Source organism: uncultured Ruegeria sp. (genome assembly GCF_947504215.1).
In the GTDB taxonomy this organism is placed as follows: Bacteria; Pseudomonadota; Alphaproteobacteria; order Rhodobacterales; family Rhodobacteraceae; genus Ruegeria.
Map to the genome: position 1 here is coordinate 22,484 of NZ_CANNGO010000002.1, position 18,857 is coordinate 41,340.

The window sequence follows — 18,857 nt, forward strand, 5'->3', positions numbered from 1 at the left end:
GTCCGGCCTTTAGATTACCGCTGGTCGATGAGTGGTTCGAACTGCTTTTATCCTTTCGTACTCTTAGTTAGGAATTGAAGGCGTTCAGGCGCGAGGTTAGGCCAAAGCACGCTGCCATTCATGTCCACGCGTATCCTGGGTCCGGGTGATTTCACCCGAACCCAGTTTGAGATCAGAAGTTTGCCGCGTCCAGAGCCATAACCGTGTCCGCGCCGGTCTGAATGCGCGCCAGGTGCATGCCCGTAGCAGGCAGGCGACGCGCCATGTAGAAACGACCGGTGTTGATCTTGGTTTCGTAGAAGTCTTTGTCCGATGCGCCACTGTCCAAAGCTTCCTGAGCGGCTTTGGCCATCTGTGCCCACATCAAACCCAGGCAAACATGACCGAACATGTGCATGAAGTCGTACGAGCCAGACAGGGCGTTGTTCGGATTTTTCATACCTTCCTGCATGAAATACATGCCAGCGGCCTGCAGATCTTTCGACGCGGCTTTCAACGGTTCGATGAAGGCCTTGTCATAGGCTTCGTCTTTGCCGGCGTTTTCCTTGCAGAAGGTTTTGACCATGTCGAAGAAGGCCATGACGTGCTTGCCGCCATCCTGCGCCAGCTTACGACCGACGAGATCCAGCGCCTGGACGCCGTTGGCTCCTTCGTAGATCATCGCGATGCGAGCGTCGCGGGTGTATTGCGACATGCCCCATTCTTCAATGTAGCCATGTCCACCGTAGACCTGCTGGGCCTGAACGGTCATGTCGTAGCCTTCATCGGTCAGGAAACCCTTGATAACGGGCGTCAGCAACGAAATCAGGCCGTCCGCATCCTTGTCGTTGGACCGATGCGCCTTGTCGATCATCGACGCGCCCCACAGGATGAATGCACGAGCGCCTTCGGTGAAGCTTTTCTGGTCCATCAGATTGCGACGAATGTCGGGGTGCACGATCAGCGGGTCGGCAGGGCCGTCCGGATTCTTTGCGCCGGTCACATCACGACCTTGCAGGCGATCCTTGGCGTATTCCAGAGCGTTTTGGTAAGCAGCTTCAGCTTGGGACAGGCCCTGCATGCCAACACCCAGACGCGCTTCGTTCATCATGGTGAACATCGCGCGCATGCCTTTATGCTCGTCGCCCAACAGCCAACCGGTGGCTTCGTCATAGTTCATGACGCAGGTTGAGTTGCCGTGGATGCCCATCTTCTCTTCGATCTTACCGACCGAGACACCGTTACGCTCACCGACTGAACCGTCTTCTTTGACAAGAAACTTGGGCACGATGAACAGGGAGACACCCTTGATACCGTCAGGCCCGCCGGGGATCTTCGCCAGCACCAGATGGATAACGTTGTTAGCCATGTCGTGATCACCGGCCGAGATGAAAATCTTCTGTCCGGAAATCTTGTAGCTGCCGTCGCTTTGCGGTTCTGCCTTGGTCCGCATCATACCCAGGTCGGTGCCGCAATGCGGTTCCGTCAGGTTCATCGTGCCGGTCCATTCACAGCTGACCATGTTTGGCAGGTATTTGTCTTTCTGCTCGTCGGTTCCGTGCGCCAGAATGGCCGAGGCCGCACCATGGGTCAGGCCCTGATACATCACAAACGCCTGATTGGCGCCCGAGAACATCTCACCCACGGCTGTACCCAGCACATAGGGCATGTTCTGGCCTCCATACTCTTCCGGCATGTCGAGGCCAGTCCAGCCACCTTCCTTCATCTGCTCGAAGGCTTCTTTGAACCCTGTGGGCGTATAAACAACGCCGTTTTCCAGGCGGCAGCCTTCGGTATCGCCGACCACGTTCAGCGGATGCAGAACGTTGGTGGCGACTTTGCCTGCTTCTTCCAGAACAGCGCCGGTAAACTCGGCTTCAAGTTCGTTGTATCCCGGAATATTTGATTCCGAGATTTTCAGAACGTTATGCAGAATGAACTGCGTGTCTTTTGTTGGCGCGTTATAGACGGGCATGTGAAGCTCCCTTAATTCATATGTCCGGGTGACAGGCAGTCGAGAGGTTTACTCGGCGGCCTTCTTTTCCTGTTTCATCGAGGCAATGACTTTTTCGCCCCAACGCAACTGCTCTTTCAGATCGTCGATCGCTTGTGTCAGTTCTTCACGGCGCGATTCCATGTCCGCCAGGCGCTCGCACGCGATCTCGAATGTGCGGGACATCTGGGTCACCTGTTGGTCACCTACATGGTACAAATCCAGAAGCTGGCGAATCTCTTCCAGGCTAAATCCGAACCGTTTGCCGCGCAGGATCAGCTTGAGCCGGGCGCGGTCGCGTTTGGTGAATAGCCGTTTCTGCCCCTCGCGGTGCGGAAACAAAAGCTCTTTGGCCTCATAGAACCGCAAGGTACGGGGCGTGACGTCATAGGTCTCGCACATCTCGCGGATGGTCATCAGATCTTCAGTCATTCGTCATACTCTCGTCACTGGCATCATGAGCTATGAGTTGCGTAGTTGATACGCGCTTTACAACATGTGAGTGACGTTGACGTAATCCAGACGCTGCGTCACTTCTAAGTTGACGTAACATCTGAACGCGTAAGGAGCTTTTGACGCAGTTTTCTTTCCGTTGCGTCAACCGAATTGATGGCGTTTTTGAGCAGCGCGTCGAATAAATAGATGCGCATTCTTACGGGCGTGTCGGTTTCGAGCGGCGCGATTCTCCATCCCGACAGGGCGATGTCTCAGCCTATTGACTTAAACGTTTGGTCCCGAAGGCGCTTGAGTTCATCCATGGCTTCGTCCAGCTGCTGGCGCTGCTGACGAAGTTCATCCATCTGACGATCGGCCATTTCAACAAAAGTTGCCATCTGCGCCTTGTTCCCCTGATCTTCATAGATCAGCAGCCACTGCCGAATTTCTTCCAGTGGAAAGCCGAATTTGCGCCCACGCATGATAAGCTTCATGCGGGCGCATTCGCGCGGGCCATAGAATCTGGAGCGGCCTTCCCGATCGGGCTGCAGCAACTCGATATACTCGTAGTATCGCAGGGTGCGCGGCGTCACGTCGAACTCGGCGCACATCTCTTTGAATGACAAACGTTTGTCGGACATTCCTGGTCTCCTCGCCAGCAACCTAGGGCGTCGTGGCGGCAAGCGCAACAGGTGGGCTTGCCCTTTGATTGGGCTGCGGCTCATAAAGGGGGGCAAGACAACAGGACAAAACCAAATGGTCGACAAGACAGTACTCGCCCGGCAGTTCATCGAGGCGATCCCGCACGCAAGGGCGCTGGGCCTTAAGCTGATGCAGATCGGTGAAGGTGAGGCCGAAATCTCGATGCCGTACAACGAGGATCTGATCGGAGATCCGCGTACTGGCGTCATTCATGGCGGCGCGGTGTCGACCATTCTGGATACCTGCTGCGGCGCTGCTGTGATGAGCCATCCGGCTGCACCTGGCGGCACTGCGACCATCGACCTGCGCATCGACTATATGCGCGCCGCGACGCCGGGGCAGACGATCACTGCCCGGGCCAGTTGCTATCACATAACCCGTAACGTCGCCTTTGTAAGGGCGACCGCCATGGACGAAGATCATGATGACCCGGTGGCCACCGCCTCGGGATCTTTCACGGTTGAGGGGAAGTAAAATGGCCAGACCCCGCCCCGAACCGATTCAAGTTGTCAAACACCGGCGCGATGCAGCATTACGCGCGCTGGTCGATGGCGTACCGTATATCCGTTTCCTCAATATCAGTTTCGATCGACGTGGAGATGAACTGACAGGTGTCCTGAATTTTGACGACAAACTGATTGGAAACCCTTTGCTGCCTGCCATTCATGGGGGTGTTACCGCTGCTTTCCTGGAGGTCACGGCCGTGATCACCCTGAGTTGGGAGCATATGTTCCCCCGCATCGAAAGCGGTGAGATTGATGCGGATGCCATCATGACTGACAAGAGCATTCGATTTCCCAAAACAATCGACTTTACCGTTGACTACCTGCGCTCGGGCCTGCCCCGAGACGCATACGCGCGGGCGTTCATCAACCGCGCAGGTCGGCGCTATGCTTCCGTACGTGTCGAAGCCTGGCAGGATCACCACAGCAAGCTGTTTGCACAGGGAACGGGTCACTTCCTGATGCCGCAAAACCGCACCGACAAAAGCTGACACATGCAGGGCGCGTCGGCACCGATAACCCACCGGCGGGTGCTTAAAGTTGCATTGCCGATTGTTCTGTCGAACGCCACGGTTCCGATCCTGGGGGCCGTGGATACAGGCGTTGTCGGCCAGATGGGCCTTGCGGCACCAATCGGAGCAGTCGGAATCGGCGCAGTGATCTTGTCGACGATCTACTGGATCTTCGGCTTTCTGCGCATGGGTACAACTGGCATGGCGGCCCAGGCGCGCGGGGCTGGGGACGTTGCTGAGACACGCGCCTTGTTGATACGCGGTCTCTTGCTGGGGGTCGCAGCAGGGTTGTTTTTCATCGTCGCGCAGGTTGCCGTTTTTGCTGGCGCTTTTGCGCTTTCCCCGGCCAGCCCCGAGGTCGAGGGGCTGACCCGTGACTACCTTGAGATCCGGATATGGGGCGCGCCTGCCACCATCGCCCTTTATGCAGTCACAGGGTGGTTGATCGCGGTTGAACGAACGCGTGGTGTGTTCGTGCTACAGGTCTGGATGAATGGCCTGAACATCCTGCTGGACCTGTGGTTCGTATTGGGTTTGGGCTGGGGTGTCGAAGGTGTCGCCGTAGCGACATTGATCGCGGAATGGACCGGGCTGGCCTTGGGGTTGTGGCTTTGCCGCGATGCCTTTGAGGGCAAGCTGTGGCGCGACACAGCGCGTATTTTCAACGCCGAGCGTCTGCGTCGGATGCTGCAGGTCAATGGCGACATCATGATCCGTTCGGTTCTGTTGACGGGTTCGTTCACAACCTTCCTGTTCGTCGGTTCTGATCTGGGTGACATCAATTTGGCGGCCAATCAGGTACTGCTTCAGTTTCTGGAAATCACGGCCTTTGCGCTGGATGGCTTTGCCTTCTCTGCCGAGGCGCTGGTTGGTGGTGCCGTTGGCGCACGCGATCGGTATCAGGTGCGGCGCGCCTCTGTGATGGCTTCGCAATGGGGCGTCGGTGGCGCCGTGCTGTTGGGCGCTGTCTTCTTTATAGCAGGGCCTGCATTGATTGATCTTATGTCCACCTCACCCGAGGTGCGCGAAGCCGGGCGAGAATACCTGATCTGGGCCGCGCTTGCCCCGGTGATAGGGGTGGCGAGTTGGATGTTCGATGGGATCTATATCGGGGCGACCTGGACGCGGGCAATGCGGAACGCGATGCTGCAATCCGTGGCGATCTATGTGGTGGCTTTGTTCATTCTGGTGCCCGCATTTGGCAACCATGGTTTATGGGCTGCGCTTATGGTTCTGAACATTGCACGGGGCGTAACACTGGGCTGGCGCTATCCCAAGCTCGAAGCACAGGTTGCCTAAAGCAAGCCCAGCAGGTTTTCCGGAGGACGCCCAAGCGCGGCTTTTTCGCCTGCAATTGCCAGGGGGCGTTCGATCAGAATCGGGTTCTCGGCCATTGCACGTATCAGGTCCTGTTCTGGTGAGGATTTCGTCAGACCGAGCTCTTTGAACAGCTTTTCACCCGTTCGCATCATTCCAATCGCCGTCACGCCCAGCAGGGTTTGTGCAGCTCGAAGCTCATCCTCCGAAGGCGCATCCTCAAGATACTTCCGCAGCTTGATCTGCGCGCCTTGATCTTCAAGCAAGGCGAGGCCTTCGCGGGACTTTGAACAACGCGGGTTATGCCAGTATTCGATCACAACCACTTCTCTCTTTTGCTGCCAACGGCTTGCGCCACAGTTTCAAATCCATCGCGGGCAAGCAACTGATCCAGCCCCTGTGCAATGTCCGAGGCCAAGGATAAGCCGCCATAGACCATTGCGGTGTAAAACTGCACCGCCGACGCGCCCGCGCAGATTTTGGCATAAGCCTGTTCCGCAGTGCCGATACCACCAACACCGATCAATGGAATTGATCCGTTCGTCAATTCGCTAAGCTGGGCCACAACGCGGGTCGATTTTTCGAATAGCGGCGCACCGGACAAACCGCCCGCTTCGCCCTTGTGCACGCTGCGCAAACCGTCGCGCGACAATGTTGTGTTGGTAGCGATCACCCCGTCAACGCCGGTTTCTTGGGCGACCTCGGCGATGTCTTGCAGTTCCGCTGGAGTTAAGTCTGGTGCCACTTTCAAGAACACAGGGATTGGTTGGTGAAGGGTGTCACGGGTTTCGATCACACCGCTCAGCAGTGCGCTCAACGCGGCTTTGCCCTGCAAATCACGCAGTTTCTCAGTATTCGGCGAGGACACATTGACCGTCGCGAAATCCAGATGCGCGGCGCAGTGTGCCAGCACCTTGGCGAAGTCGCCGGGCCGGTCGTCGCTTTCCTTGTTGGCGCCCAGATTCAGGCCAATCACCGCATCTTTTGGACGGCTGGCCAGCCGCTGGGCCATAACCTGCATGCCGTCATTGTTGAAGCCAAAGCGGTTGATGGCAGCCTTGTGCTCGGTCAACCGAAACAGGCGCGGCTTTGGGTTTCCGGGCTGCGGTCGTGGTGTGACAGCGCCAACTTCGATGAAGCCGAAACCTGCCTGAGACAGCGGGCCAAGAACCTCACCATTCTTGTCAAATCCAGCGGCCAGTCCAACCGGGTTTGGCAAGTTCAGCCCCGCAACTTTGGTCCGCAGGCGTGGCGAGGTGACCGGGCCCGGGGCAGGAGCCAAACCGGCCTTCAAAGCCTTGATCGATATGGCATGTGCGGTTTCCGGGTCCAGGCGATGTAAGGCGGCAAGCACCAGCTTCTCGGTTAGTTTCATCCGAATGCATCCCCACCATCGGCCGAACCGCAGCGGATAAGGCGCGAGGTTTCCACTGCGGCCTGACGATGGATCACCGCAGCCTGATAGACGGGGTCTGTCACCATCTCAAGAAATGCATGCGCCGTCGGATAGTGCGCTATGAAGACCTCGTCCCAAATCTCATCTGATGGACCGATCAGGGTGGTTTGGAACTGGCCGCGCCACATGATCGACGCGCCCAGCCGGGCAATGACCGGCGCGGTCGCGGTGCCATAGTTGCGATAGGCTTGCGCGCCCGTCAGGCCTGCTTTGGCCAGATCGTGATCCGCCGGGTAGTTCGCCGTGGTCCGAAACCTGACCAGATTCAGCATCTCGATAGGCTGATCCCGATCCAGCGCCTTGAAGGCTTCGAATTGCGCGCGTTCGGGGTCGATATAGGCCGTCATACCATCTCCTCGGGGAAGCTATGGTACTGCCCGTCAAAAGGTAAGGGCCGAGACCAGACTACATCCGTCATCTGAATCTGCCGATAAAGATGTGGGAACTCTGCTCCACCGCGCGAAACCTCCCATTTCAGATCGTGCCCCATTGCCGCTGCATCGCAGGCCAAAAGAACCAGATCTTGGACACCGGCAAAGTGCTTGGCGGCCGTTTCAGCGACCTGTTCTGCGGACGAGAAATGCACAAACCCGTCGGTTACATCAATCGGCGCACCGTCCGAGGCACCGTTGGCCTGCAGGTGGGCCCATTCGTCGGCCCTGAAAATCTTGTATATCAGCATGACGTGGTGATGCCTCGCAAAGCGGTGGGAATCAAGCCGGATTTCCCCCTTTGACTCTTTCCTTTCCTCAGCGCACGATCTGGGAAAACAACAATAGGGAGTTTTGTTATGTTGACCCGATTTCTGGCTTCGGCCGCCATATTGGGCCTGACCGCAGGTATCGCGGCTGCCGATTACAAGTTGACCATTTTACACACCAACGATTTCCACTCTCGCTTTGAGCCGATCAATAAGTACGACAGCGGCTGCGGTGCCGAGGACAATGCCGAAGGAAACTGCTTCGGTGGATCGGCGCGTCTGGTGACAGCAGTGGAAGAGGCGCGCGGACGGGCAGAAAACTCGATCCTGGTGGATGGCGGTGACCAGTTCCAGGGGTCGCTGTTCTATACCTATTACAAGGGCAAAGTGGCTGCCGAGTTCATGAACAAGCTGGGCTATGACGCGATGACCGTGGGTAACCACGAATTCGACGATGGACCCGAAGTTCTGCGCGGCTTCATCGATTCGGTCGATTTCCCCGTCCTGATGTCGAACGCCAATGTGGCCGACGAAGAGCTGCTGACCGATAAGATAAAGAAGTCGTCGGTCATTGAGATTGGTGGCGAGAAGATCGGTCTGATTGGCCTGACACCCATAGATACGGACGAACTGGCATCGCCTGGTCCGAACGTCACGTTTTCCGATCCGGTACCGGCAGTTCAGGGCGAAGTGGACAGGCTGTCCGCGGAAGGTGTCAACAAAATCGTTGTGCTCAGCCATTCGGGCTATGGCGTAGACCAACGCGTTGCACAGGAAACCACCGGCGTTGACGTCATCGTAGGTGGCCATTCGAACACCTATTTGTCCAACGTGTCCGACAAAGCAGCTGGGCCGTATCCGACCGTCGTCAACGGTGTTCAGATCGTTCAGGCCTATGCCTATGGCAAGTTCCTGGGTGAGTTGAATGTGACCTTTGATGATGACGGTAATGTCGTCGAAGCAGCGGGTGAGCCGCTGATCATGGACAACACGGTGACCGAAGATCAGGCCGCACTGGATCGGATCGCCGAACTGGCCGTTCCGCTGGACGAAATCCGCAACAAGGTCGTCGCCAATTCCGCCGATGCGATCGAAGGCGACCGCGCCATTTGTCGTGTGCAGGAATGTCAAATGGGCAACCTTGTCGCGGATGCCATGCTTGCACGTGTCGCCGACCAGGGTGTTAAGATCGCAATTGCGAACTCGGGCGGTTTGCGGGCATCGATTGACCCGGGCGAAGTCACTATGGGCGAAGTGCTAACCGTCCTGCCGTTCCAGAACACGCTCTCGACCTTTGAGATCAGTGGTCAGGGCGTCATTGATGCGCTGGAGAACGGTGTGAGCCAGGTGGAAGAGGTCAAGGGCCGCTTCCCACAGGTGGCAGGGTTGACCTTTGCATGGGATGCCTCGGTTGCACCCAATGAGGGCCGCGTCAGTGATGTGATGGTGGCCGAAGGCGACGGATTTGTTCCGATTGATCCCGCCGCCACCTACCTGGTTGTGACCAACAACTATGTGCGAAATGGCGGCGACGGATACAGCGTGTTCGAAGGTGACGACAAGAACGCGTATGATTTCGGCCCTGATCTGGCAGATGTGACAGCAGAATATCTGGCGGAAAACGCACCATACCAACCGTATCTGGATGGGCGCATCAAGCAGAGGTAGACTTAATCTGGATTGAAAAAGCCGTGTCATGCTGATGCGGCTTTTTTTGATTCGGACGCCTTTGGTGCTTGAGCTGGGTAATTGGCCATTGTTTCTGGACGAGGCGGGAAAAGAGGCCGCACGCCTCATGCCGCTGCGCGCTGGTCTACAATCGAGTTGACCCGAGCGCAAACTTCATCCGTGACAAATGATGAGAGCCGGTTGAGGCCTTGGAAGATTGAATCCGAACGGCCTTTCCTTCGTTGATCCAGCGGGCTAGACCGCTCGCATGGCCGTGAAGCTTAACAACCTGACGCATCTTTATTCGCATAGTTTCGACACTGTGATCGACGTGCGCAGTCCGGCTGAATTTGCCGAGGATCATTTGCCCGGTGCGATCAACCTGCCGGTTCTGGACAACGAAGAACGCGCCCGGGTTGGCACGATCTATGTGCAGGAAAGCCCGTTTCTGGCCCGTAAGCTGGGCGCAGCACTGGTGTTTCGCAATGCGGCCAATCACATCGAAAACAACCTCAGCCATCACGAAGGCGGTTGGAGACCATTGGTGTATTGCTGGCGCGGAGGCCAGCGGTCGGGCTCCTTCACGTGGATGCTGCAGCAGATCGGTTGGCGGGCCGAAGTGATTGAGGGCGGTTATCGCAGCTACCGACGGCTGGTAAACGCTTATCTTTATCACGATCCGTTGCCGCACCAGCTGGTGGCTTTGGATGGATACACCGGAACCGCCAAAACCGAAATACTGGGGCAACTGCAAAGGCGCGGCGTGCAGGTTTTGGATCTTGAGGGGTTGGCCAACCATCGGGGGTCGTTGCTCGGGGATATGCCCGGCGGTCAACCGGGACAGAAGGCCTTTGAATCTGCGTTGTCCGCTGCGTTTTGCGCTTTGGATGCATCCCGCCCGGTCGTGGTCGAAGCGGAATCATCCAAGATCGGCAACCTGATCCTGCCACCCAGCCTGTGGACTGCGTTGTGCGCGGCCCCTCGGGTTCAGATCACGGCCCCGATCGCGGCGCGCACGGCCTATTTGGTTCGCGCCTATGATGACATCCTTTCTGACGCCAAGGGCCTGCGAGATCGGCTGTTGCCACTGCGCTTTCATCGCGGGCACGAGGTTGTGGATGGTTGGCTGCAATTGATCGAGGAAGGCGAAAAACAGGAGCTCACCCGAGCATTGATGGAGAGCCACTACGACCCGTCTTATTTGAAGTCTCGGCGGGCCCGCGACGCAAACGTGCTTTCTCAGGTCCATCTTACAACTTTGGATGACCCGGGGCTGGCAGACGCTGCAGCACGGATTGAAACGCTGCTGACTCAGCTCTGAAAACGCAGCCCCGGTGTTTCTGTTAACTGCCCAATGATCGAGGCCGGGTAGCCCGCGTCGCGCAGATCCCGCAGAACGGTTTCAGCGCCATCTGCTGCAACAGTCGCTAGCAGACCCCCAGCAGTTTGCGGATCAAACAAAAGCGCAGCCTTGCCATCGGACGGCAATTCCATTGCGATGGACCTGTTGTCGGCAAAGATCGTCGAGCGCACGCCCTGATCGCTCAGATCTTGTGCGCCTTGCATCACCGGGACGCTGGACAGATAGAGCGTTGCGCCGCAATCAGAGGCCTCGCAAATGCCTTGCAGGTGACCGGCCAGACCAAACCCGGTCACATCCGTCATGGCGTGTGCGTCCGACAGGATGCTGGCTGCCGCGCTCTGCGGCTGTGTCATATGCTGGAATGCGGCCGTGACCGAGGCTCCGTCTGCTTTGCCGGCCATCTCTGCCGCCATTAACACACCGCTGCCTAAGGGTTTGGTCAGGATCAGGGCATCACCCGGACGACCGCCCGCCAACGTGATCGGATCGTTTTCGCACAGGCCGGTTAAGGTAAACCCGATGGTCATTTCATCACCCATCGAGCTGTGGCCACCCACGATTTCGGCACCGGCTGCCCGCATCACATCATTGGCAATTGTCATGATCTCGGACATGGTGCGATGCTGCAACTCGGCTGACATCCGAGGCAGAATGACTGTCGCGGTAGCTGCTTGTGGCGCGGCCCCCATGGCCCAGATATCCCCCAAGGCGTGCACGGCTGCGATGCGAGTCATCAGGGCCGGATCCAGTGTGAAGGCGCGCAGGTGGTCCGAGGTCATAACCTGCCGCGTGCCGCCGGTTAGCAGCACCGCGGCGTCATCGCCGGGCAGCGAGATGACATCGGATCGCTCAGGTGGGGGCAATGCTTGCAGAGCAGACCGCAGAGCACCGCGCCCGACTTTAGCGCCGCACCCTCCACACATGGGTTTGTCACCCAAGGTCTCGCGCAGGCCGGACGCATGATCGCGGGGCAGGGGCGACGGTCGCATTTGCGGCAAATCGCGAAACTTGTTCATGAAGCTCTGATCGATGTGGTTCTTCCATGTCCACATCAATGGGCCGCTGAAAGATGTTCCAAGACGTTCGGCCAGCGCGGATTTTCGACCCAGTGAGATCAGTTTAAGGTAATCTGTCTGAGGGGCATACCATTTCATTCTACCAGCGCCCAAAGCGGCCCGCAGATTGTTGAAAAGGATCGGCGCCTCGCGCACCGCGTATACACCAGCTTTGGGACGTGGGTTTTCGGTCAGATGCACGCAATCGCCAGCGGCAAAAACCGCCGGATCGCTGGATTGCAAATGCCCGTTCACTTGAATGTACCCGTTCTGCAAGTCCAGTCCGGTGTTTGCGATCCAGTCATAGGGGCGGGCCCCGGCTGCGCCGGTGACAAATGTTGCAGGGATTTGGCGACCGTCTTCCAACTCCACATGATCTTTGGCTATGCGCGTGATAGAGGTGTGCTCTATCACATCAACACCAAGATCGGTCATTGCGTTCCGGATTGTTGCCGCCGCTTTCGGATTTGTCGCGGTGAGGACCGATGCATTGTCGATCAGCGTCACTTGCGACGCTCGTCCTTTGGCCTTTAGTGCATGTACCATTGCCATGGCCAGTTCAACGCCCGCAACGCCGCCGCCGATAACCACAATCGCGGCCGATCCGCTGCCTTCCAGATACGCGGCCCAACACGCAGCCAACCGACCCAAAGGCTTGGCGGGCACAGCATGGTCGGCAAAGCCTGTCAACGAAGGCATTTTTGATGTAATGCCAACATTGACGGATGCGACATCGAACGCCACCGGGGGACGCCCGGGCACGTGAATTTCTCGCTTTTGGGTGTCGATCCCGTTCACAGCCCCTAAGACCACCCTGGCCCCGGCAAACCGCGCCAGTTTGATCAGGTCAATATCCAGTTCCGAACGCTCATAGTGACCGGCGACAAACCCTGGCAACATGCCCGAATACGGCGCGGTGGGTCCGGGATTGATCAAGGTTAAGCGGGCACCTGGCAGGGGGTTCATGCCCCACTTTCGCAACACCAGCGCGTGCGTGTGTCCTCCGCCAATCAGAACCAGATCACGGGTCAGGGGCAGCGGGGGAGTGTGCATTTGTTTCAGTTCGCGCTGTGGTCGGGGACGTCTTCGACCTGCTCGACCGCGTGGGTGGCCCAAAGCTCATCCTCGCCCGCATCCGGCAGGTCCTCGGGCTTTTCATGACGGTGAATGTGCCATTTGGCAATGAACAGGGCCGTGATCGGGGCGGTGAGGAACAAAAACAAGGTGATCAGCAGCTCGTGCAGCGACAGATGCCCTTCGATCAGGACGGAATGGCAGATCGAGGCCAAAAGAACGCCGCCCACACCGAGGGTTGTCGCCTTGGTCGGAGCATGCAGGCGAGACATCGGATCCTTCAGCTTGATCATGCCAAACGAGCCGACAAAACCGAATATGCCCGATACAATAAGGAAGAATGCGATCAGAAGTTCGAAGATAAATTCCATCAAACCCTCACTCGATAATGTTGCCGCGCAGCATAAAGCGGGCATAGGCGACGGTTGAGACAAAACCCAGCATGGCAATGATCATGGCAGCCTCAAAAAAGATTTCGGTGCCTTTGAACAGGCCGTACAGGATCATCAGGGCAATGGTGTTGATCACCATCGTGTCCAGCGCCAGAACTCGGGTACCAACCCCTTCGGCCGTGATGATCCGCCAGAGACACATGATGATCGCTGCCCCAAAACAGGCAAACGCAAAGTGGATGGCAAAACCCATCATTCGAAAATCTCCTTCAGACGACGTTCATAGCGTTGCTTGATCTGATCCCGCACGGCGTCCGGGTCTGAGGTGTCAAGACAGTGGACAAGCAGGTTATGTCCTTGCGCCGACAGATCACAACTGACCGTGCCAGGTGTCATCGTGATGGTGCCAGCCAGGACGGTGATCGCTTCTGGCGTGCGCAATTCCAGGGGGATACATACCCAGTTCGGCTGGCGGTCGGCGTCACGCTTGAACAGGATGATCTTTGCGACCGTGACATTGGCAACAACGATATCCCACAGCACGACCAGCATGTATTCGATCACCATCGGCCAGTTGCGCAGTTTGGGGCGGTCTGGCCAGTAGGGTTGGGTGACGAAGGGGATGATAATTCCCAAAATCAAGCCAAAGACCAGCGAGTTCAGCGACGGCGCGTTTGCCAGAAACAACCAGACAAGCGTCAGTAGAATCGTCAGTTGGGGGTGCGGGAAAATACGGCGCAGTAGTTCCATCACTCTTCACCTCCCAATACGGCCGAGATGTAACGCTCGGGCGTGAACAATTGCTCTGCTGTCTTGCTTGTGTACTCCAAAGCGGGCCCGGCAAACAGGGTTAGCAGGATCAGACCCGCAACCGCACCGAAGACCGCCGTAAAGGCCAGGCCGGGTTGCGGTTCGGGGGCAGATCGCTCATCCGTTTCCTCCTCCTCTGGTGCGTCTTCCCCCGCATATTCGACATCGTGGCTCTTCCAAAAGATCAGCGAACCGGCACGTGCCAATCCAACGATGGTCACGAAGGATCCTACCAGGATCACAAACCAAACGGCGTTGGCGTTTGATGCATCGCGTGCGGCGTCCAAAACAAGCAGTTTACCAACAAAGCCCGACAACGGCGGCATCCCTGCTATCGCGATTGCGCCAACAAAGAACAGGGCCGCGACCAGTCCGCTTTGCGGCATCGGTGGCTTGGGTGTAATTGCGCCGCCGCGGCGTTCCATCACCAGATCAGCAACCAGGAACAGCAACGCTGTCGCCAACGTCGAGTGGAAGATGTAGTACAGTGCGGCTGCAGTTGCTTCGGGCGTGAACAACGAGATTGCGATCAGTAGCGTGCCCATTGAGGCGATGGCGCAGAACGCCACCATACGGGCAATGTGATGTGCGCCAAGGATACCAATAGCCCCAACCGCTAGTGTCAAAATGGCAGCCGGTTGCAGCCAATCGCCGACCAAACCTTGCGTCGCTTCGACCTCGGGTCCGAAAGCCAGCGTGTACATACGCAAGATCGAGTAGGCCCCGACCTTGGTCATAATCGCAAACAGCGCCGCCACAGGTAAAGGCGCGTTGGCATAGCTTGCAGGCAACCAGAAATGCAGTGGTAGAACAGCGGCCTTGATACAGAAAACCAGCAGCAACAGCACGGCACCAACTCGCAGAAGGGCGGTATCTTCGGGTGGTAACTCTGCCACACGCACGGCGATGTCGGCCATATTCAAGGTGCCCGTCACACCATAGAGCGTTCCCAAGGCGAACAGAAACAAGGTTGAACCCAGCAGGTTGTAAGCGACATATTGAACGCCCGCCTTCAAACGCACCGACCCGCCGCCGTGGGTCATAAGTCCATAAGATGCGATCAGCAGAACTTCGAAGAACACAAACAGGTTGAACGCGTCCCCGGTCAGAAACGCTCCGCAGACGCCCATTAACTGGAAATGAAACAGCGCGTGGAAATGGTTGCCGCGCTGATCCCAGCCGGACCCAATCGCATAAAGTACTATGGGCAAGGCCAGCAGTGCCGTTAGCAACACCATCATGGCCGACATCCTGTCCAGCACCATGACAATGCCAAAGGGGGCGGGCCAGTCGCCCAATTCATAGACTTGGATGTCCCCGCCAGAAGCTTGCGCCGTGATCGTCAGCGCAATGCCCAGCAATGCGACCACACCGGCGACCGAGAAGATGCGTTGCAGGTCCAGATGATATCGCAAGACCATGATGATAAACGGTGCAAGGATCGCGGGTAGGACGATCGGCGCAACGATCCAGTGGTTCATGCGTCTTCTCCCGGCGCGTCAACGCAGTCCTGCGCGGTCATGTCGATATGGTCATCCTTCGAAGACAGATAGGCGCTGAGCGCGATCATCACGATCACCGCCGTCATCCCGAATGAGATCACAATGGCCGTCAGCACAAGCGCCTGAGGCAGCGGATCGGTGTAAGGAACCTCTTCATATTTGTTCAGAACTGCGGGCGCATTCAGCGCCAGCCGTCCGGTCGCGAATAGAAAGACGTTCACCGCATAGGTGATCAACGACAGGCCCAAAATGACTGGAAACGTTCGGCGGCGCAGGATGAGGAAAATCCCGGCAGCGGTCAGAACGCCTACGGCAGAGGCTACGAGCGCTTCCATCAGACCTGCTCCTTCTCTTCTTCTTCCGGCGGATCATCCCGCAACGGATTAATGTCCATTGGGAATTCCTGTGCCATACCGGGTTGCCATGCAAACCTGGACAAGCTGTCCAGCGCCAGCATGACGGCACCCAGAACCGCCAGAAACACGCCGGTGTCGAACAACATGGCGGTGGCCCACTCGAATTCTTCCAGTGGTGGCCAGTTGATGTAGCCGAAATCGCTGGTCAGGAAGGGGCGTTCGTTGAACCACGCGCCCAAACCCGTCGCGGCCGCGATCAGAACACCCCAGCCGATTGTCCCATGGTAATAGAACCTTTGGCGTTCGATGGCCCAGGTATAGCCGCTGGCCATGTACTGCATCAGATAGGCGATGGCGACGATCAGTCCGGCAATAAAGCCGCCGCCGGGTTGGTTGTGTCCACGGAAGAAGATGTAGGCGCCAACCATCAGCGCGATTGGCATCATCACGCGCGTTACCACAACCATCATCAGCGGATGCGCGTCGCCCGATTGTGGCCAATGAGGTTTGCGGTTCAGCAGATAGCCACGCACATTGGTGCTCAGCACAGATTCCGTCAGGGCGTAGATGATCAGCGCTGCGATACCCAGAACGATGATTTCGCCAAAGGTATCAAACCCCCGGAAGTCCACCAGGATCACGTTAACCACATTGGTGCCGCCGCCGCCTTTGTACGAGTTTGCCAGGTGGAAATCCGAGATCGTTGGAAATGCGAAGTCGCGCATCATGATCGCATAGATCAATGCGCCTGACCCGATCCCGGCAACAACTGAAATTGCGGCATCACGCCAGCGTCTTGCAGGGGCGCTGTCCCACGGAGTTTCGGTTGGCAAAAAGTTCAGCGACAACAAGAGAAGGATCATGGTAACCACTTCGACCGAAATCTGTGTTAGTGCCAAATCCGGCGCGGAAAGGTAGTTGAAGGCAATGGATACGATCAGGCCGACAACACCGATCAGAACCAGGGATAACAAGCGGTTGCGGTGGAACCACATGATCCCAAGCGTCGCGCCGACCAGACAGATCCATCCGATGATCGGGATAATTTGGGCTGGTAGCGGGACGCGTGTTTCGATCCCAATTGTTCCAGTCGAATACGCGTAGTAGCCCAACCCGACAGTGAAGGTGACAAAGATGACCGCATATCGGCTGAGAACACCGTTGTGTAGCTCGTCAGTGATCAGACGGCTGAGTCTGGTGAATGCGTTGATAATCGCCTCAAAGATAACTTTTGCTTCGGGGCGCGGCAGGGCGTTCCAGATCTGCTCACCGCGTCGATGCAGGGCAAGCAGGAACAAACCACCCAGCGTAGCAACGACCGACATGTACAGGGCTGGGGTGAAGCCATGCCACAGTTTCAGCGAGTAATACGGCAGCTTTTCACCGCCAATAACCGCGCTTGAGACAACGGCAACCAATGGGCCGACGATTGCGGCTGAGTAGAGACCAATAAGCACGACCAATATGACAAGAAAGGCCGGTGCCAGCCACAAGCCAACGGGCGGGTCATGCGGCTTTGCCGGATAGTCATCACGCTGAGGCCCAAGGAACACGTGGCTTACAAAGCGGAAGGAATACGCGGCTGAAAACACCGCAGCCAGAACTGCTAAACCTGGCACCAGACAATGTGAATTCAACCAAGTGGTATGAACGGTTTCCTCCAGCATCATTTCCTTTGACAGGAAACCGTTTAGAGGTGGCAGACCCGCCATCGACAATGCTGCAATTGTGCCAATGGTAAAGGTGATCGGCATCAAGTGACGCAACCCACCCAACCGCTTTACGTCTCGCGTGCCCGTTTCGTGGTCCACGATCCCCGCTGTCATGAACAGCGCAGCTTTGAAGGTTGCGTGGTTGATGATGTGGAACATAGCGGCAACGGCCGCAAACTTGGTGCCAAAGCCCAAAAGCATGGTCACCAACCCAAGGTGCGACACCGTCGAGAAGGCCAGAAGCGCTTTTAGGTCATCTTTGAACAGTGCAATCACCGCACCAAGCAACATCGTCACCAGCCCCGTTGTTGCGACGATGTAAAACCACGCATCCGTTCCAGCCAGGACCGGCCACATGCGAGCCATCAGGAACAGTCCTGCCTTCACCATCGTTGCCGAGTGCAGATAGGCCGAAACTGGGGTTGGAGCTGCCATCGCGTGCGGCAGCCAGAAATGAAAGGGGAACTGCGCGGATTTGGTGAAACAGCCTAGCAGGATCAGGATCAATGCAGGCATGTAGTGGGGCGATGACTGGATCAGCTCTTTGTTCTGCAAAATGACGCTAAGGTCGTAGGACCCAACAATGTTACCCAGGATCAGCATCCCGGCGATCATCGCCAAGCCGCCACCGCCCGTCACCGCAAGCGCCATCCGTGCACCTTGCCGCCCTTCGGGCAGGTGTTTCCAATAGCCAATCAACAGGAAGGAACTCAGCGACGTGAGTTCCCAAAAGATAAGCAAAAGCAATATGTTGTCGGACAGAACGATCCCAACCATCGCACCCTGAAACAGCAGCAGATAGGTATAGAACTGCCCCATCGGATCTTCGCGCGACAAATAGAATCGGGCATAGAGAATGATCAGCAATCCGATGCCAAGGATCAGCAAGGCGAACAGGAACCCAAGTCCGTCCAGCATGAAGTTCGCATTCAGTCCCAGCCCTGGCATCCAGTCGAACCGCGCGGCGATCACCTCACCTCGTAAAACCGCCGGGCTATGGATCAACAAACCCATTAGCGCCAAAAAGGTAGTCAACCCTGCGGCCGAGGCTGCTGCGTTTCGTCCCGCCCGGATCAGGAGGGCTGGGAAAACAGCTCCGAGAAAGGGAAGGGCCGCGATGAGGAATAGGGACAAGTGCGATACTCCGGTCTGGGCGGTCTATGTGTTCTTGGTTTTCTAAGGATAATTTATTGACTGTCCAGATATTGCAAGTTTTTCACAGAGTTCTACGGCAATCTCTGGATCGGGTTTGCCCTGCGTAATAATGACGCGAACTTGATCCGAGGGTCAGAATTCAGAGCAGAAATGACTCTCGGCCTGTGGTAGAA

General features: G+C 57.1%; 19 protein-coding genes. 5 read left to right on the forward strand and 14 right to left on the reverse strand.

The features are described from left to right. Positions 1-172: 172 nt before the first annotated feature. The 3 genes from Q1B21_RS05370 to Q1B21_RS05380 all read right to left on the reverse strand — a co-directional run bounded on the left by Q1B21_RS05370 (position 173) and on the right by Q1B21_RS05380 (position 3,048). Positions 173-1,954, reverse strand: coding sequence for an acyl-CoA dehydrogenase C-terminal domain-containing protein (locus Q1B21_RS05370; protein WP_299886846.1), 1,782 nt, complete (start codon positions 1,952-1,954; stop codon positions 173-175). A gap of 48 nt (positions 1,955-2,002) precedes the next feature. Further along, a complete protein-coding gene (locus Q1B21_RS05375; protein WP_120636255.1) occupies positions 2,003-2,404 on the reverse strand; it encodes a MerR family DNA-binding transcriptional regulator in 402 nt (133 codons plus the stop codon). Between the two features lie 275 nt (positions 2,405-2,679). Beyond that, positions 2,680-3,048, reverse strand: a complete 369-nt coding sequence (locus Q1B21_RS05380; RefSeq protein ID WP_298936773.1) for a MerR family DNA-binding transcriptional regulator — start codon at positions 3,046-3,048, stop codon at positions 2,680-2,682. A 115-nt stretch (positions 3,049-3,163) separates the two neighbouring features. On the opposite strand from Q1B21_RS05380, the gene Q1B21_RS05385 reads away from it, so the two are divergent. The 3 genes from Q1B21_RS05385 to Q1B21_RS05395 are packed head-to-tail and all read left to right on the forward strand — an operon-like array spanning position 3,164 to position 5,423. Continuing rightward, on the forward strand, positions 3,164-3,583 hold the full coding sequence (locus Q1B21_RS05385) for a PaaI family thioesterase (protein WP_299076557.1): 420 nt from the start codon (positions 3,164-3,166) through the stop codon (positions 3,581-3,583). Position 3,584: 1 nt separating this feature from the next. Beyond that, the gene (locus Q1B21_RS05390) at positions 3,585-4,103 is read left to right on the forward strand and encodes a PaaI family thioesterase (protein WP_298936771.1); all 519 of its coding nucleotides are present in this window, start codon (positions 3,585-3,587) and stop codon (positions 4,101-4,103) included. Between the two features lie 3 nt (positions 4,104-4,106). Next, the gene (locus tag Q1B21_RS05395; protein WP_299886852.1) at positions 4,107-5,423 is read left to right on the forward strand and encodes an MATE family efflux transporter; all 1,317 of its coding nucleotides are present in this window, start codon (positions 4,107-4,109) and stop codon (positions 5,421-5,423) included. Here the strand turns inward: Q1B21_RS05395 and arsC are convergent. The 4 genes from arsC to Q1B21_RS05415 are packed head-to-tail and all read right to left on the reverse strand — an operon-like array spanning position 5,420 to position 7,579. Continuing rightward, on the reverse strand, positions 5,420-5,761 hold the full coding sequence (gene arsC / locus Q1B21_RS05400; RefSeq protein ID WP_299886855.1) for an arsenate reductase (glutaredoxin): 342 nt from the start codon (positions 5,759-5,761) through the stop codon (positions 5,420-5,422). The two genes, Q1B21_RS05395 and arsC, sit on opposite strands and share 4 nt — an antisense overlap. Next, complete coding sequence (locus Q1B21_RS05405; protein WP_299886858.1) at positions 5,758-6,816, reverse strand: quinone-dependent dihydroorotate dehydrogenase; 1,059 nt, start codon at positions 6,814-6,816, stop codon at positions 5,758-5,760. Before Q1B21_RS05405 ends, arsC begins: the two co-directional genes overlap by 4 nt. Beyond that, entirely contained in the window at positions 6,813-7,244 is a 432-nt protein-coding gene (locus tag Q1B21_RS05410) for a DUF1330 domain-containing protein (protein ID WP_299886861.1), read from the reverse strand. The genes Q1B21_RS05405 and Q1B21_RS05410 overlap by 4 nt, the downstream gene beginning before the upstream one ends. Beyond that, on the reverse strand, positions 7,241-7,579 hold the full coding sequence (locus Q1B21_RS05415; protein ID WP_299886864.1) for a DUF952 domain-containing protein: 339 nt from the start codon (positions 7,577-7,579) through the stop codon (positions 7,241-7,243). Before Q1B21_RS05415 ends, Q1B21_RS05410 begins: the two co-directional genes overlap by 4 nt. Before the next feature lie 108 nt (positions 7,580-7,687). Here Q1B21_RS05415 and Q1B21_RS05420 point away from each other — a divergent pair, with 108 nt between their 5' ends. Together Q1B21_RS05420 and mnmH are read left to right on the forward strand one after the other, a co-directional pair. Then, on the forward strand, positions 7,688-9,265 hold the full coding sequence (locus tag Q1B21_RS05420) for a bifunctional UDP-sugar hydrolase/5'-nucleotidase (RefSeq protein WP_299886867.1): 1,578 nt from the start codon (positions 7,688-7,690) through the stop codon (positions 9,263-9,265). Between the two features lie 268 nt (positions 9,266-9,533). Further along, positions 9,534-10,586: a tRNA 2-selenouridine(34) synthase MnmH gene (gene mnmH / locus Q1B21_RS05425; RefSeq protein WP_299886871.1), complete on the forward strand. Its 1,053-nt coding sequence runs from the start codon at positions 9,534-9,536 to the stop codon at positions 10,584-10,586. On the opposite strand, the gene selD is transcribed toward mnmH, so the two are convergent. From selD to Q1B21_RS05460, 7 genes are read right to left on the reverse strand one after another with little or no spacing between them, the layout of a single operon-like run. Then, complete coding sequence (selD, locus tag Q1B21_RS05430) at positions 10,577-12,736, reverse strand: selenide, water dikinase SelD (protein ID WP_299886874.1); 2,160 nt, start codon at positions 12,734-12,736, stop codon at positions 10,577-10,579. The genes mnmH and selD overlap by 10 nt on opposite strands. A gap of 5 nt (positions 12,737-12,741) precedes the next feature. After that, the gene (locus Q1B21_RS05435; protein WP_299886877.1) at positions 12,742-13,128 is read right to left on the reverse strand and encodes a Na+/H+ antiporter subunit G; all 387 of its coding nucleotides are present in this window, start codon (positions 13,126-13,128) and stop codon (positions 12,742-12,744) included. 7 nt (positions 13,129-13,135) lie between these two features. Next, positions 13,136-13,405 carry a K+/H+ antiporter subunit F gene (locus Q1B21_RS05440; protein WP_298936761.1) on the reverse strand — a complete coding sequence of 90 codons (270 nt, stop codon included), beginning with the start codon at positions 13,403-13,405 and terminating at the stop codon, positions 13,136-13,138. Beyond that, on the reverse strand, positions 13,402-13,899 hold the full coding sequence (locus Q1B21_RS05445; protein WP_299886880.1) for a Na+/H+ antiporter subunit E: 498 nt from the start codon (positions 13,897-13,899) through the stop codon (positions 13,402-13,404). The genes Q1B21_RS05440 and Q1B21_RS05445 overlap by 4 nt, the downstream gene beginning before the upstream one ends. Next, entirely contained in the window at positions 13,899-15,440 is a 1,542-nt protein-coding gene (locus tag Q1B21_RS05450) for a monovalent cation/H+ antiporter subunit D (RefSeq protein WP_299886883.1), read from the reverse strand. The genes Q1B21_RS05445 and Q1B21_RS05450 overlap by 1 nt, the downstream gene beginning before the upstream one ends. Further along, a complete protein-coding gene (locus Q1B21_RS05455; protein ID WP_120636239.1) occupies positions 15,437-15,796 on the reverse strand; it encodes a Na+/H+ antiporter subunit C in 360 nt (119 codons plus the stop codon). The genes Q1B21_RS05450 and Q1B21_RS05455 overlap by 4 nt, the downstream gene beginning before the upstream one ends. Further along, positions 15,796-18,663, reverse strand: coding sequence for a monovalent cation/H+ antiporter subunit A (locus Q1B21_RS05460; RefSeq protein WP_299886886.1), 2,868 nt, complete (start codon positions 18,661-18,663; stop codon positions 15,796-15,798). Before Q1B21_RS05460 ends, Q1B21_RS05455 begins: the two co-directional genes overlap by 1 nt. Positions 18,664-18,857 lie beyond the last annotated feature (194 nt).